This window comes from Streptomyces sp. NPDC050121, from assembly GCF_044460385.1.
GTDB classification, from domain to species: Bacteria; Actinomycetota; Actinomycetes; order Streptomycetales; family Streptomycetaceae; genus Streptomyces; species Streptomyces soliscabiei.
Map to the genome: position 1 here is coordinate 257,386 of NZ_JBITJV010000001.1, position 14,238 is coordinate 271,623.

General features: G+C 72.9%; 13 protein-coding genes. 8 read left to right on the forward strand and 5 right to left on the reverse strand.

The annotated features are described in order from the left end of the window. Window positions 1-36: 36 nt before the first annotated feature. Window positions 37-759 carry a gamma-glutamyl-gamma-aminobutyrate hydrolase family protein gene (locus ACIBTS_RS01155; RefSeq protein ID WP_319677023.1) on the reverse strand — a complete coding sequence of 241 codons (723 nt, stop codon included), beginning with the start codon at window positions 757-759 and terminating at the stop codon, window positions 37-39. 59 nt (window positions 760-818) lie between these two features. Next, on the reverse strand, window positions 819-1,553 hold the full coding sequence (locus ACIBTS_RS01160; RefSeq protein WP_399315756.1) for a FadR/GntR family transcriptional regulator: 735 nt from the start codon (window positions 1,551-1,553) through the stop codon (window positions 819-821). A 75-nt stretch (window positions 1,554-1,628) separates the two neighbouring features. Here ACIBTS_RS01160 and ACIBTS_RS01165 point away from each other — a divergent pair, with 75 nt between their 5' ends. The 3 genes from ACIBTS_RS01165 to ACIBTS_RS01175 are packed head-to-tail and all read left to right on the forward strand — an operon-like array spanning window position 1,629 to window position 5,186. Then, on the forward strand, window positions 1,629-2,999 hold the full coding sequence (locus ACIBTS_RS01165; RefSeq protein WP_399315757.1) for a glutamine synthetase family protein: 1,371 nt from the start codon (window positions 1,629-1,631) through the stop codon (window positions 2,997-2,999). A 19-nt stretch (window positions 3,000-3,018) separates the two neighbouring features. Then, window positions 3,019-4,398 carry an aldehyde dehydrogenase family protein gene (locus ACIBTS_RS01170; protein WP_399315758.1) on the forward strand — a complete coding sequence of 460 codons (1,380 nt, stop codon included), beginning with the start codon at window positions 3,019-3,021 and terminating at the stop codon, window positions 4,396-4,398. Window positions 4,399-4,415: 17 nt separating this feature from the next. Then, a complete protein-coding gene (locus ACIBTS_RS01175) occupies window positions 4,416-5,186 on the forward strand; it encodes a 3-oxoacyl-ACP reductase (RefSeq protein ID WP_399315938.1) in 771 nt (256 codons plus the stop codon). A gap of 43 nt (window positions 5,187-5,229) precedes the next feature. On the opposite strand, the gene ACIBTS_RS01180 is transcribed toward ACIBTS_RS01175, so the two are convergent. Next, window positions 5,230-6,432: an amino acid deaminase/aldolase gene (locus tag ACIBTS_RS01180; RefSeq protein WP_399315759.1), complete on the reverse strand. Its 1,203-nt coding sequence runs from the start codon at window positions 6,430-6,432 to the stop codon at window positions 5,230-5,232. Between the two features lie 1,476 nt (window positions 6,433-7,908). Here ACIBTS_RS01180 and ACIBTS_RS01185 point away from each other — a divergent pair. Beyond that, window positions 7,909-9,189, forward strand: a complete 1,281-nt coding sequence (locus tag ACIBTS_RS01185) for a hypothetical protein (RefSeq protein WP_399315760.1) — start codon at window positions 7,909-7,911, stop codon at window positions 9,187-9,189. Next, on the forward strand, window positions 9,186-10,391 hold the full coding sequence (mycP, locus tag ACIBTS_RS01190) for a type VII secretion-associated serine protease mycosin (protein WP_399315761.1): 1,206 nt from the start codon (window positions 9,186-9,188) through the stop codon (window positions 10,389-10,391). Before ACIBTS_RS01185 ends, mycP begins: the two co-directional genes overlap by 4 nt. Window positions 10,392-10,404: 13 nt before the next feature. Here the strand turns inward: mycP and ACIBTS_RS01195 are convergent, their stop codons facing one another. Then, window positions 10,405-11,430, reverse strand: coding sequence for a serine hydrolase (locus tag ACIBTS_RS01195; RefSeq protein ID WP_399315762.1), 1,026 nt, complete (start codon window positions 11,428-11,430; stop codon window positions 10,405-10,407). Between the two features lie 150 nt (window positions 11,431-11,580). Here ACIBTS_RS01195 and ACIBTS_RS01200 point away from each other — a divergent pair, with 150 nt between their 5' ends. Then, on the forward strand, window positions 11,581-12,312 hold the full coding sequence (locus ACIBTS_RS01200; protein WP_399315763.1) for an SseB family protein: 732 nt from the start codon (window positions 11,581-11,583) through the stop codon (window positions 12,310-12,312). Window positions 12,313-12,372: 60 nt separating this feature from the next. Here the strand turns inward: ACIBTS_RS01200 and ACIBTS_RS01205 are convergent, their stop codons facing one another. Beyond that, complete coding sequence (locus ACIBTS_RS01205; RefSeq protein ID WP_079663415.1) at window positions 12,373-12,759, reverse strand: DUF1844 domain-containing protein; 387 nt, start codon at window positions 12,757-12,759, stop codon at window positions 12,373-12,375. Window positions 12,760-13,155: 396 nt separating this feature from the next. Between ACIBTS_RS01205 and infC the strand changes: the two genes are divergently transcribed. After that, a complete protein-coding gene (gene infC / locus ACIBTS_RS01210) occupies window positions 13,156-13,827 on the forward strand; it encodes a translation initiation factor IF-3 (RefSeq protein WP_079665186.1) in 672 nt (223 codons plus the stop codon). A gap of 107 nt (window positions 13,828-13,934) precedes the next feature. Next, entirely contained in the window at window positions 13,935-14,129 is a 195-nt protein-coding gene (gene rpmI, locus ACIBTS_RS01215) for a 50S ribosomal protein L35 (RefSeq protein WP_003977225.1), read from the forward strand. Window positions 14,130-14,238 lie beyond the last annotated feature (109 nt).

Genomic DNA, 14,238 nt, shown 5'->3' on the forward strand with positions numbered 1-14,238 from the left:
GCCCTCGGACCCCCTTCGGCCTGAACGGCCTCGTGCTCACACTCCCCCGGAGGGGGTGCGCCCGGACGGGCTGGATTGCGCCGCCGTCACCAGGGCCTGCATGACCCGTACGTCCTCGGCCATCTCCGGGTGCCACTGCACGCCGAGCACCCAGCCGCCGGCCGACGGGAGTTCGACGGCCTCCACGGTGCCGTCCGACGCGTACGCCGACGGGATCAGACCCGCGCCGAGGCGGTCCACCGCCTGGTGGTGATAGGTCGGCACCGACGTCTCCTCCTCGACGATCCCGGCGTACAGCGTGCCCGGGACCGGCTTCACCGGGTGGTGTCCGAAGACGCCGACGACCTCGGCGTGCCCGTCGATGTGCTGCGTCATGGTGCCGCCGAGCGCGATGTTCAGCAGCTGCATGCCCCGGCAGACGCCCAGCAGCGGAACGCCGGCCGCCAGCGCCGCCTCGATCAGCGCCAGCTCCCACGCGTCGCGCTCCCGTGCCGGCGGCCCGGTGCGCGGGTCGGGCTCGGCGCCGTAGCGGACCGGCTCGACGTCGGGGCCGCCCGCGATCACCAGGCCGTCCAGGCGGGCCACGGTCGCCGCCGCCTGCTCGGGCGCGTCCGGCGGGAGCATCGCGGCCAGCCCGCCGGCCCGCTGCACGAGCCGCGGGTACCCGGCGGGCAGCAGCGCGGCCTCCAGCTCCCACACGTGCCAGCGCGTCCCGGCCTCCAGATACGTGCTGATCCCGATCAGTGGCCTGCCCGTCATGGTCCCTCCCCGGCGCTGCAATGGACTTCGTGCATACCTTTACCTGTTTTCTGTCCTCTTCATGCCAGGAAGCCCCTGAGCAGGGCCGCCGTCCCCGCGCAGTGTTCCCGCATCATCTCCCGCGCGCCGTCCGCGTCGCCGTCCAGCACCGCCTCCACCAGCGCGGTGTGCTGCCGCTGCGAGTGCTCCAGGTTGCGCACGAGCAGCGGGATGCAGTCGAGCAGGTCGTTCACCGTGGCCCGCACCGCCGCGTACCGCGCGGTCAGCGACGGCGAGCCGCACAGCTCGGCCAGGGTGAGATGGAGCATGGTGTCCAGGCGGCGGTAGTCGGCCAGCGGCGCGTCCGCCGTGCGGGCCAGGGCGTCGCGCAGGCGCTCCGCCTGCTCGTCCGTCAGCCCGTGCGTCGCGCACAGGCCCGCCGCGCCCACCTCCAGCACCTCGCGGAAACGCAGGACGTCCTCGATGTCGACCTCGGCGACCCGCCGCCGCAGCTCGTCCTCGCCGCCGGCGTCCGCGCGCGGCAGCACGAACGTTCCGCCGTACCGACCCCGGCGGGACTCGACCAGCCCCTGGTCCTGGAGGACCTTCAGCACCTCGCGCAGCGTCACCCGGCTGATCCCCAGCCGCTCCGCCAGATCCCGCTCGGCCGGCAGCCGTTCGCCCCCCGGCACCAGGCCCAGCCGCACGACCTGCAGGATCTGCTCCAGCGCCTCCTCGAAACCGTTCCCGGCCCGCACCGGCCGCAGGATCGGCGTCAGCCGGTCGTCCGGTCCGCCGTCAGCGTTCACCGACATCTGGTCGTGCCCCCTTCCCAAGCAATGGTTCTCCGCAATACCTTATGGTCCCCGGAAGCCTGAGGAGGCCCTCCAGTGGCAGACCGCACACCCCCGCTCAGTGTCGAGGAGTTGCATGCTCTCGTCGCGAGCGGTGAGATCGACACTGTCGTCCTGGCCTTCCCCGACATGCAAGGGCGGCTCCAGGGCAAACGGTTCGCCGCCGGATTCTTCCTCGACGAGGTCCTCCGGCACGGCACCGAGGGCTGCAACTACCTCCTCGCCGTCGACACGGAGATGAACACCGTCGACGGGTACGCCATGTCCTCCTGGGAGCGCGGCTACGGCGACTTCGCCATGCACCCCGACCTGTCCACCCTGCGCCGCGTGCCCTGGAACGCCGGCACGGCCATGCTGATCGCCGACCTCGCCTGGAACGACGGCTCGCCCGTGGTCGCCGCCCCGCGCCAGATCCTGCGCCGCCAGCTGCAGCGCCTCGCCGAGCACGGCTTCACCGCCCAGGTCGGCACCGAGCTGGAGTTCATCGTCTTCAAGGACAGCTACGAGGCCGCCTGGGACGCGAACTACCGCGGACTCACCCCCGTCAACCAGTACAACGTCGACTACTCCGTCCTCGGGACCGGACGGGTCGAACCGCTGCTGCGCCGCATCCGCAACGAGATGGCCGGCGCCGGCCTCACCGTCGAGTCCGCCAAGGGCGAGTGCAACCCCGGCCAGCACGAGATCGCCTTCCGCTACGACGAGGCCCTGGTCACCTGTGACCAGCACGCGATCTACAAGACCGGCGCCAAGGAGATCGCCGCCCAGGAAGGCGTCTCGCTGACCTTCATGGCGAAGTACAACGAGCGCGAGGGCAACTCCTGTCACATCCACCTGTCGCTGACGGACGCGGACGGCCGTAACGTCATGGCCGGCACGGCCGACGACCCGGGCGGCATGTCCGACGTCATGCGGCACTTCCTCGCCGGACAGCTCGCCGCCCTGCGCGACTTCTCCCTCCTCTACGCCCCCAACATCAACTCCTACAAGCGGTTCCAGCCCGGCTCCTTCGCCCCGACGGCCGTCGCCTGGGGACACGACAACCGCACCTGCGCGCTGCGGATCGTCGGCCACGGCCGTTCGATGCGCTTCGAGAACCGACTGCCCGGCGGCGACGTCAACCCGCACCTCGCGGTCGCCGGCCTGGTGGCGGCGGGACTGTACGGCATCGAGCAGAAACTCCAGCTGCCCGACGCCTGCCCCGGCAACGCCTACGCCGGCGACTACGCGCACGTCCCCACCACGCTCCGCGAGGCCGCCGAGCTCTGGGCGAACAGCCCCATAGCGCTGGCCGCCTTCGGCGAGGAGGTCGTCGCGCACTACAGCAACATGGCCCGCGTCGAGCTGGAAGCCTTCGACGCCGCGGTCACCGACTGGGAGCTGCGCCGCTCCTTCGAACGCCTCTGAAAGGTCACAGGTCCCTGTCGTGTCCGACCAGCACCCGCACGAGCTGATCGTCCTCAACCCCGCCACCGAGGAGGTTCTCGCCACCGTCCCCGCCGCCGACGCGGCCGACGTGGACCGCGCGGTCGCCCGCGCGAGCGCCGCCCAGACCGGCTGGGCGGCCGCCGCCCCGGCCGACCGCGCCCGCCTGCTGCGCCGCTTCGCCGACGTCGTCGACGCCCATCTGGAAGAACTGGCCCAGCTGGAGGTCCGCGGGTCCGGCCACCTCCTCGGCAACGCCCGCTGGGAGGCAGGCAACGCCCGCGACCTGCTGCTCTACGCGGCCGGCGGCGTCGAACGGCTCCTCGGCAGGCAGATCCCCGCCCCCGGCGGCTGGGACGTCACCTTCCACGAACCCCTCGGCGTGGTCGGCGTGATCGCCCCCTGGAACTTCCCCATGCCCATCGCGGCCTGGGGCTCCTTCCCGGCCCTCGCCGCAGGCAACGCGGTCGTCCTCAAGCCCGCCGAGACCACCCCCCTCACCGCCCTGCGCCTGGCCGAACTCGCCCTGGAGGCAGGCCTGCCGGAGGGATTGTTCCAAGTCCTTCCCGGCTACGGCGCGGTCGCGGGCCGCGCCCTGGTCGACCACCCGGGCGTCGCGAAGATCGTGTTCACCGGCTCCACCCGCACCGGCCGCGAGGTCATGGAGCGCTGCGCCCGGCACGTCAAGTCGGTCACCCTGGAACTCGGCGGCAAGAGCCCCAACGTCGTCTTCGCGGACGCCGACCTGAAGCGGGCCGTCGACCCGTTCTCCTTCCTCGACAACTCCGGCCAGGACTGCTGCGCCCGCACCCGCATCCTCGTCCAGGAGTCGGTCTACGACGAGGTGGCCGACCATCTCGCGCGGGAACTGTCGGCAGTGGTCGTGGGCGATCCCGCCGACGAGGCGACCCAGATGGGTCCGCTGATCTCCCGTCAACAGGTGGACCGCGTACGGTCGTTCGTGCCGGACGACGCCCAGGCGCTGCGCGGCACCGCCCCCGAAGGCCCCGGCTTCTGGTTCCCGCCGACGGTCCTCACCGGTGCCGCGCCCGACTCAGACGCGGCCCGCGAGGAGATCTTCGGACCCGTGGCCGTCCTGCTCCCCTTCACCGACGAGGCGGACGCGATCCGGCTCGCCAACGACACCCCCTACGGCCTCTCCGGCTCCATCTGGACCCGGGACGTCGGCCGCGCCCTGCGCGTCTCGCAGGCCGTGCGCGCCGGAAACCTGTCCGTCAACTCCCACTCCAGCGTCCGCTACTGGACGCCCTTCGGCGGCTTCAAGCAGTCCGGCGTCGGCCGTGAGCTGGGCCCGGACGCGCTGACCGCCTTCACCGAAACCAAGAACGTCTTCATCAGCACGGAGGGCTCCGCACAGTGACCGCTCAGAACCTTGACATGGTCTGCCGCCGGCTCGTCGGCCGGACGGCCGTCATCACCGGCGCCGGCAGCGGCATCGGCCTCGCCACCGCGCGCCGGCTCGCCTCCGAGGGCGCACACGTCGTCTGCGGCGACGTCGACGAGGCCCGCGGCAAGGCGGTCGCCGAGGAGATCGGCGGGACTTTCGTGAAGGTCGACGTCACCGACCCCGAGCAGGTCGAGGCGCTGTTCAAGACTGCCTACGACACCTACGGCAGCGTCGACATCGCCTTCAACAACGCGGGCATCTCACCGCCCGACGACGACTCCATCCTGGAGACCGGCCTGGAGGCCTGGAAGCGCGTCCAGGAGGTCAACCTCACCTCCGTCTACCTGTGCTGCAAGGCCGCCATCCCCTACATGCGGCGCCAGGGCAAGGGGTCCATCATCAACACGGCGTCGTTCGTGGCGAGGATGGGCGCGGCCACGTCCCAGATCTCGTACACGGCTTCCAAGGGCGGTGTGCTCGCCATGTCCCGTGAGCTGGGCGTGCAGTTCGCGCGGGAGGGCATCCGCGTGAACGCGCTCTGCCCCGGCCCGGTGAACACGCCGCTCCTTCAGGAGCTGTTCGCCACGGACCCGGAGCGGGCCGCCCGCCGCCTGGTGCACATCCCGGTGGGCCGGTTCGCCGAGGCCGACGAGATCGCCGCCGCCGTCGCCTTCCTGGCCAGCGACGACTCCTCCTTCGTCAACGCCACCGACTTCCTGGTGGACGGCGGGATCTCCGGCGCGTACGTCACTCCGCTGTAGCCGTCCAAGGACTCGGAAGAACAGGACTCACAAGCAACAGGACTCAGAGGAACGTGTGCCCCTCGCCCCGGTAGGTGGGCACGGTCGCCGTGACCGTGTCCCCCTCCACCAGGTGCAGCACATCGAACCGCTCGCACAGCTCACCGGCCTTCGCATGCCGGAACCACACCTTGTCGCCGATCAGCAGATCGTCGGCGGGGGAGCCGATGAGCGGCGTCTGCACCTCGCCGGGGCCCTCCTGGGGGTCGTACCGCAGCCCCTCCGGGAGGTACGGCACGGGCAGCCGGTCGGGCCCGGCGGCGCCGGAGGCGGGGTAGCCGCCGCCGAGGACGGTCACGATCCCGACACCCGGCCTGCGCACGACGGGCTGGGCGAACAGGGCGGCCGGACGCCCGCTGAAGGACGTGTAGTTGTCGAACAGACGCGGCACGTACAGCCCCGACCCGGCCGCGATCTCCGTGACCGCGTCCTCGGCGGCGGTGTGCTGCACACTGCCGGTGCCGCCACCGTTGACGTACTCCAGATCCGGTACGACGGCCCGCACCGCGCGCACCACGGCGGCGCGCCGCTCGGCGAGTTCACGGCGGGCGGTGGCCTGCATCAGCCGGATCGCCCGGGACCGGAAGGGCCGCCCGGCGACCGCGTCGCCGACCCCGGCGATGTGACCCTCGTAGGCCATGATCCCCACCAGCTTGAAACCGGGGCGCCGGGCCACCGCCCGCGCCACCTCGGCGACCTGGGCGGGGGAGTGGAGGGGGGAGCGCAGGGCGCCGACCCGGAACCGTCCGCCGAGCATCTTCAGCGAGGTGTCCAACTCCAGGCAGACCCGGACGACTTCGCTGCCGCCGGCGCGCGCGGAGTCGATGAGGTCGAGCTGGGCGACGTCGTCGACCATGACGGTGACGGCGGCGGCGAGCTTGGGGTCGGCGGCGAGCTCCGCGAAGGCGGTGCGGTCGGCCGACGGGTACGCCAGGAGGATGTCCTCGAATCCCGACCGGGCCAGCCACAGCGACTCGGCGAGGGTGAACGACATGATGCCGGCGAAGCCGTCCTTCGCCAGGACGCGCTCCAGCAGCGTCCGGCAGCGCACGGACTTGCTGGCCACCCGGATCGGCTTCCCGCCGGCCCGGCGGACGAGATCCTCCGCGTTGGCGTCGAAGGCCTCCAGGTCGACGATCGCGAGAGGGGCGTCGAGATGCTCGGTGGCCCGGTCGTATCGGGCCCGGTCGGCGGCGCGCGCAGTCATGAACGAAGCCTGCCAGACAGGATTACCGCAGGGTAGGGGGACGTTCCGGGCAGATGCCCCGGGGGGCGTGGACTGGTTCCCGTTTGCCCAGCAACAAGCCGTAGAGTGACGCGCACGTACGGCGGAACGGCGCCGGCCGGGCACCCGCGTCGGGATGCCGGTCCGCTCGTGCGGGTATGCGAGCCCTGGAGGGACCACCGTGTCCGCGCCGGGCCGCCGGGCAAGCGCACGTCGGCCCGCGTACGAGAACGACGGCCCGGGCACGAGGGAAACGGGGGGTGCATGAGCACGGAAGCACGCCGCGCCTCGGTCCCCCCGCACCCGGACGTTCCGCCCCACCCCACCGTCCCCCCGCGCCCCACGACGCCGCCCCGCCCCGCCCATCCCCCCACGACGGGCCAGGACGACCAGCGGGAGCGGGAGCCGGAGCCCGCGCGCCGGGCCGGCACGGCCCCCGCCGAGCAGAAGGACCCGCGTCCGGCGAACGCGCCGGCCGCCGGCGGCACGGACCCGGCCCGGGAAGGCTCGCCCTTCTCCTCCGCCGCGCCCCCCATTCCCCGCACCGCCCCCCGCTTCACCGACCTGCGGGCCCAGCACACGGACGCCATGACCCCGCCCCCGCCGCCCGCGTCGGCCCGCTTCCCCGACACCCCGCCGCAGCCGGCCCGAAGCGACGACACGGGGACGCCCGCGCCAGCAGAAGAGCGCCCGCCCGCCCCCCGCCCCGCCCCACCCCACGACTTCCGCCGCGCCCCCCGCCGCACCCCCGCCCAGCCTCCAACTTCACGCCCGGCGTCCGCGGCGGCCCAGGTACCCACTGCCCCGGCTTCCTCACGCCCGGCGTCCGGGGTGGGTCAGGGTTCCACTGGCCCAGCTTCGTCACGGCCGGCGTCCGCGGCGGCCCAGGTACCCACTGCCCCGGCTTCGTCACGGCCGGCGTCCGGGGTGGGTCAGGGTTCCACTGGCCCGGCTTCGTCACGGCCGGCGTCCGGGGTGGGTCAGGACTCCGCCGCTCCGACTTCTTCGCGCCCAGCCGCCGCGGCCGGCCCGACTACCCCGACGGGTTCCGGGTTCTTCGACGTGCCGCCCTCCCGCAGCGCCGCTTCGGCCCCGGCCACTTCCCGCCCCACCGCCTCGAACGGCCCCCTCAAGCACACCGCTTGGGACACCGCGAGCGCCGAGAGCGACACCCCACGCGCCGACGCGTCCACGCCCGCCCTCGCCGACCGCGAGGGCTCACGTCCTGTCGGTCCTGAGGTCCCGGGTCCTGGGGGCGGGAGCGACGGTGCGTTCCGCGCGGGCTCGGGTGCGTCCGCCCTCGCCGACCGCGAGGGCTCGCGCCCTGCGGGTCCGGATGCCTCGCGTCCTGGGGGCGGGAGTGACGGCGTCTCCCGTGCGGGGGCGTCTGCGACTCGTCCCGGCGACCGGGACGGTTCGGGGCGGCCTGTCGGGGGCGAGGGGGTCGGTCACGTCGGCTTGGGACGGGCCGGTGACGGGTCTGCGCGCGCCGGACGTTCCGAGGAGTGGGAGCGCTCACGCCCCGCCGACGCGGACGACGTCCGCACCGGCGGTACCGCGGCCCCCGCCCGCCCGCAGAGCGCCCCGGCCGCCGCTCCCGACCGTGGCTGGTCGCCCCTGCCGCGCGGTTGGGTGCCCGCACCCGGGCGGACTCGGCAGGAGACCGAGGCGGCGGGCGACCGTGGCGACTTCCAGGTGGCCCCGGGGCTGGACGACCCGCCGGCCTGGAGTCCTGGGGCTTCCGTGCGGCAGCCCGACTTCCTCGTGCCGCCCGTGCCGACCGTGCCGACCCCTGCGGCCATGCCGACGGCGTCACCCGTGCCGGAGGCCCCGCCGCGGCCCGATGTCGCCCCGGACGTGCCGAGCGGCCCCGATCCGGCCCTCTCCTGGAGCGCCCCCATGACCCCGGGCGCCACCCCCGGCGCCACGCGCCCCGTGGTGACGTTCGCGCGGCCCGAGGGGTACGGCGACACGCCCCGGATCCTCGGCCGACGAGGCCGCACCGCCGCGGCCGCCGCCTGTGTCGTCCTCGGACTGGGACTCATCGGCGGTGCCGTCACCGGCAGTTGGCTCGTCGGGGACTCGGACGACGGCGCCGACCGCGGCACCTACGTCACCGCCGGCGGCCTGTGGCACAACGTGCCCGTTGACCAGCTGTTCCCGCCCACCGTCGACGGACAGGGAGCCGGCCCGGGCGGCGCCGACCGCACCTGGACGCGGATCGCCGTCGCCCCGGACAGCACCTGCGCCGACGCCTTCGACCCGCTGCTGCAGCAGGTCCTAGCCCCCGTCGGCTGCGCCCGCCTCCTGCGCGCCACCTACACCGACGCCACCCAGAGCTACGTGACCACCGTCGGCCTGCTGTTCACCAAGGCCGACGCCGCGGCCATGCGCTCGCTCGGCAGCCGCTTCGCGAAGGAAGGCCTGACACGGCGGACGGACCTGATGCCCCGCCCGTACGCCGCGAAGGGCACCGTCGCCGCCGCGTTCGGCGACAAACAGCGCGCCGCGTGGACGGTCTCCGTCCTGACCGACGCACCCGTCGTCGTCTACGCCGTCTCCGGCTGGGCCGACGGCCGTACCGTCGACACCCCTCAGCCCGCCCCGGAGGCCACCGCGACCGGCGCCACCACGGCCCCCGCCCAGGCCGGCCTCGGCAACGAGGCCCAAGGCCTCGCCGACCGCATCGAGCGCGGCCTGCGCAAGACCGCCGTCACGCCCACGGAGCAGCCCTCATGATCCGTCGCACGACCACCCGCAGGGCCGGGATCCTGTGCGGTCTCCTCGCCGCCGCGGTTGCTCTCGTGCCGCCCGCCACCGCCTACGCCGACAGCATCCGCGGCCAGCAGTGGGCCCTGGACGCCCTGCACACGCAGCAGGCCTGGCGGACCACCAAGGGCAAGGGCATCACCGTCGCCGTCCTGGACACCGGCGTCGAGGCCGACCACCCCGACCTCGCCGGGAACGTACTCGCCGGCAAGGACATGGTCGGCTTCGGCGCGGTCGAGGGCCAGCCTGCCTGGGCCGTCCACGGCACCGCGATGGCCGGCATCATCGCCGGTCACGGACACGGCTCCGGAAACGCCGACGGCGTCCTCGGGATCGCCCCGGAGGCGAAGATCCTCCCCGTCCGCGTGATCCTGGAGGACGACGACCCGCAGCGCACCAAGGCCCGCAACACCCGCGGCAACGCCCTCGCCGAAGGCATCCGCTGGGCGGCCGACCAGGGCGCCGACGTCATCAACCTCTCCCTCGGCGACGACTCCGCCTCCGCCCACCCCGAGCCCGCCGAGGACGAGGCCGTCCAGTACGCGCTCAAGAAGGGCTCGGTCGTCGTCGCCTCGGCCGGCAACGGCGGCGACAAGGGCGACCACATCTCCTACCCGGCCGCCTACCCGGGCGTCATCGCCGCGACCGCCGTCGACCGCTACGGCATCCGCGCCTCGTTCTCCACCCGCCGCTGGTACGCCACGGTCAGCGCGCCCGGCGTCGACGTCGTCATCGCCGAGCCGGACCACAGGTACTACCAGGGCTGGGGAACGTCCGCCGCCTCCGCGTTCGTCTCGGGAGCCGTGGCGCTCGTCAAGGCCGCCCACCCCGGTCTGACGCCCGCGCAGATCAAGAAGCTCCTGGAGGACACCGCCCGCAACGCCCCCTCCGGCGGCCGCGACGACTCCCGCGGCTACGGCTTCGTCGACCCGGCCGCCGCGCTCAAGGCCGCCGCCGCCCTCAAGCCGGAGGGCCTGCAGTCCGCGGCCTCCGGCGAGCGGTACTTCGGCCCCGGCCCGGACCAGGAGAAGACGGACGAGGACACGTCGAGCTGGGCGGGCCTGCTCGCGGGCGGCGCCGGGGGAGTGCTGCTGGTGACGGCGGTCTTCCTGTGGCGCGGCCGCCGCGAACGCGACCCGCACGACTCCCGCGAGGCGTACGAGGCCTTCTAGGGCCGGCGCGCCGCTAGTCGGCGGCGGACGACGTGGCCGACATGGACGCCGACGCGGTGACGGACGTCGAGCCGTCGCCGTCCGTGAACGCCGACACCGCTGCCTCGGCCACCGCCTCGACCAGCGCGATCCCCGCCGACTGCGTCGCGTTGCCGTTCGACAGCACGGCCACCAGGTAGTCGTGGCCGTCGACGGTGACCCGCCCGATGCTGTTGACGTCCCACAACCCGGTCGTGCTGCGCGGCAGCCAGCCGTTCTTCAGCGCCCACGAGGACCCGTCGGCTGCGGCGGAGACACCCCAGCGCTGATCGACGGCTATCTGCCCCATCAGCCCTTGGAGGTACGTCCGCGAGGCCTCGCTCAGCTCCGATTCGCCCCCGAACACCTGCTGGAGCAGGGCGAGTTGGTCGGCGGCCGTGGTCTGGGTCAGCCCCCACAGCATGTCGTCGCCGCCCTCGGTGTCCGTCAGCCCGAAGCGCTCGTTCGCGGCGTCCAGACCCGCCGCCTTCCCGATGGTCCGCCACAGCGCCGACGCCGAGTCGTTGTCACTGTTCTCGATCATCGCGGTGGCGTACGACCTCTCGGCCGCCGTGAGACCACGGTCCGCGTCCTGGGCCTGGAGCAGCAGTGCCGCCAGGATGTCCACCTTGACGATGCTCGCCGTGTCGAAGAGGCCCGCGCCGTACGCGGCGCCGGCCCCGGAGTGCATGTCCAGCACCGCCACCGACACGGCCGCCGTACCCGGCACGGTCACCGACCTCATCGCCGACGCCAGCAGCGCGTCGCGGTCCGTCCCGGACGCTGCCACGGTCTCCACGGACACCTCCCCGCCTTGTGACCCGGGCGCCGGGGCCGAGGCCGACGGCGCGGGAGAGGACGACGATACGGCCCCCGCGCCCGAACGCGCCTGTGCCTTCACGTAAACGGTGCCGCCCGCCGTCGCCCCCAGGACGGCGACCGTGGCGAGTGCGAGGTGGAGGAGCGGACGGCGCCGCGAGGGGCGAGCGCGGCGGCTGCGACGTGCTCTGGAAGACTCCATGCCCGAGATGCTCGGGGCGGCGACTGTGCACGGCGTTAGACGGCCGTTAAAGGTGTGTCAGCGGAGACTGAGAATCCCGTGAAAGCCGTCACCAGCGCGTTTCGGGCCCCGCACAAGCCCAGCAGCATCCCCCCGATAGGGTCGACGACCGTGGCGAACAAGAACATTCCCGACTCCGGCTTCTCCGACGACGACGGCTCGGCCGACCCCCGGCTCAGCGAGGCGCTCGCCGCGTGGGCCGAGGACCGCACCGCCGTCGGCCCGGTCCTGGCGGCCCTCAAGGGCGCCCGGCTCCTGGTCCCCGTGGTGGCGGTGCTGGGTGAGGTGGAGGAGGGCGAGAACGGAGTGCGGCGTGAGAAGACCAGCGACATGGCCGTCCCGACCCTGAAGGCCGCGGGCCGCACCGCGCTGCCCGCCTTCACGTCCACCGACTCCCTCGCCCGCTGGGACCCCGAGGCCCGCCCGGTCGCCGTCCCCCTGCACCAGGCGCTGCAGGCCGCCGCGCACGAGAAGGCGGACACGGTCGTCCTCGACCTGGCCGGACCGGTCGCCTTCGAACTGACGGGGCCGGCGCTGCTGGCGCTCGCCGAGGGCCGTACGACGACCGACCCGCTCGCCGACCCCGCGGTGGTCGCGGCGGTGCGGGCCGCCGTGGCCGCCGAACCGGAGGTCCTCCGCGCCCACCTCGGGCCCGGGCAGGCCGACGGCACCCTCGCTCTCGTCCTCGACCCGGCCGCCGCCCCCGCCGAGGCCGCCCGTGCGGTGGCCCGGCGTCTCGCCGCCGACGAAACACTGAGGGCCCGCCTGGTGCGCGGTCTCGACCTGGCACTGCTGCCGGCCGGGACGACGCCTCCGGGCGAGCCCCTGTACGTAAAAAGCTGAAAATCCGAAAAGTCTATGGCTGACGGGAGCCGACGGGAGCCGAAGGGCTCGAGAGCCGGGTCAGCCGTAGATCGGGCCCGTGTACTTCTCGCCCGGACCCTGGCCCGGCTCGTCCGGGACGAGCGAGGCCTCGCGGAACGCGAGCTGGAGCGACTTCAGGCCGTCGCGCAGGGGGGCCGCGTGGAAGGAGCTGATCTCGGTCGCGCTCGCGTCCAGCAGCCCGGCCAGCGCGGTCACCAGCTTGCGGGCCTCGTCCAGGTCCTTGTACTTGTCGCCCTCCTCGGTCAGTCCGAGCTTCACCGCGGCGGCGCTCATCAGGTTCACGGCGACCGTCACGATCACCTCGACGGCGGGGACCTCGGCGATGTCGCGGGTCATCTCGTCGAAGTCGGGGGAGCCGGCTGAGCCGGGGGTCTCGGCGGAGCCGGCGGGGGAGGTCTCACTCATGCAGGACACGATAGGCGCAGGGCAGGACGGGTCCCGTACCGAGGCTCGATTCGCCGTTCCTGGCGCGGGCTGCTAATCTCGTGTAACGACCGGTCGGACACGCGTGCGTCCCAGCAGGCGGGCCCGGCCCACAAGTGGAGACTCCGAGCTCCCACCCGACTGTCCTCCAGGACGGCGGGTCACCCCGGTCAGGCGGCCACCATCGTTCCGTACGGACGATGGAGTCGCCCGGTAGTGCGCCCCGCGATCCTTGCGGCGGTGCTCCGGTAGTGCTTGGAGCCCCGCATGTGATCGTTCGGGGCATTTTTTGTGCTTCGGCGTGGTTATAGGTCTAACGAACACAGACGTTACGCGGCCGTCCGCCAGACCGCCGCGTGGTGCTACCGAGGAGGATCCATCAGCGCCGAGCCCCGCATCAACGACCGGATTCGCGTTCCCGAGGTGCGACTTGTCGGTCCCAGTGGCGAGCAGGTGGGCATCGTCCCCCTGGCCAAGGCACTGGAGCTTGCGCAGGAGTACGACCTGGACCTGGTCGAGGTCGCGGCGAACGCCCGCCCGCCGGTCTGCAAGCTCATGGACTACGGGAAGTTCAAGTACGAGTCGGCCATGAAGGCCCGTGAGGCGCGCAAGAACCAGGCGCACACGGTCATCAAGGAGATGAAGCTCCGGCCGAAGATCGACCCGCACGACTATGACACCAAGAAGGGTCACGTCGTTCGGTTCCTCAAGCAGGGCGACAAGGTCAAGATCACGATCATGTTCCGCGGTCGTGAGCAGTCCCGGCCCGAGCTGGGCTACCGACTGCTGCAGCGTCTCGCGGAGGACGTCCAGGACCTCGGGTTCATCGAGTCGAACCCGAAGCAGGACGGCCGAAACATGATCATGGTTCTCGGTCCGCACAAGAAGAAGACCGAGGCGATGGCCGAGGCCCGTCAGGCGCAGGAGGCCCGCAAGGCCGAGGCGAAGGCCAACCCGGGCCGTTCGCAGAACGCCGCGGACCCCGACGCCGTGCACTCCGAGGCCGAGGCCGACGTCGAGGCTCCTGCCGAGGCTTCCGCCGACGCGTGACCCGAGGGACGTCAGTCCCACGGACCCAACCGATACAAGCGACGTTCCACCGTGCCCGGTTTCACGACCGGGCACCGGAACGCCACCGACGAGGAGAGAACGGCGCTATGCCGAAGAACAAGTCGCACAGCGGTGCCAGCAAGCGCTTCAAGATCACCGGCTCCGGCAAGGTGCTCCGCGAGCGCGCCGGCAAGCGCCACCTGCTCGAGCACAAGTCGTCCCGCGTGACGCGTCGCCTCACCGGCAACGCCGAGATGGCCCCGGGCGACGCCGCGAAGATCAAGAAGCTTCTCGGCAAGTGACGCGGCGGCGCCTGATCCCTTGATCACCGCGCGCCGTACGTCTGGACCGGGACCCAATCGATTCCGGGCCGTGTGACCACGAACCACGGCCCCGCTACAAGGAGTTAAA

Bases quoted from the DNA above. Each gene is read 5' to 3' on its own strand.
- rpmI (WP_003977225.1), top strand. From the start codon at position 13,935: ATGCCGAAGAACAAGTCGCACAGCGGTGCCAGCAAGCGCTTCAAGATC.
- mycP (WP_399315761.1), top strand. From the start codon at position 9,186: ATGATCCGTCGCACGACCACCCGCAGGGCCGGGATCCTGTGCGGTCTC.
- ACIBTS_RS01155 (WP_319677023.1), bottom strand. From the start codon at position 759: ATGACGGGCAGGCCACTGATCGGGATCAGCACGTATCTGGAGGCCGGG.
- ACIBTS_RS01175 (WP_399315938.1), top strand. From the start codon at position 4,416: ATGGTCTGCCGCCGGCTCGTCGGCCGGACGGCCGTCATCACCGGCGCC.
- ACIBTS_RS01160 (WP_399315756.1), bottom strand. From the start codon at position 1,553: ATGTCGGTGAACGCTGACGGCGGACCGGACGACCGGCTGACGCCGATC.
- ACIBTS_RS01205 (WP_079663415.1), bottom strand. From the start codon at position 12,759: ATGAGTGAGACCTCCCCCGCCGGCTCCGCCGAGACCCCCGGCTCAGCC.
- ACIBTS_RS01195 (WP_399315762.1), bottom strand. From the start codon at position 11,430: ATGGAGTCTTCCAGAGCACGTCGCAGCCGCCGCGCTCGCCCCTCGCGG.
- ACIBTS_RS01180 (WP_399315759.1), bottom strand. From the start codon at position 6,432: ATGACTGCGCGCGCCGCCGACCGGGCCCGATACGACCGGGCCACCGAG.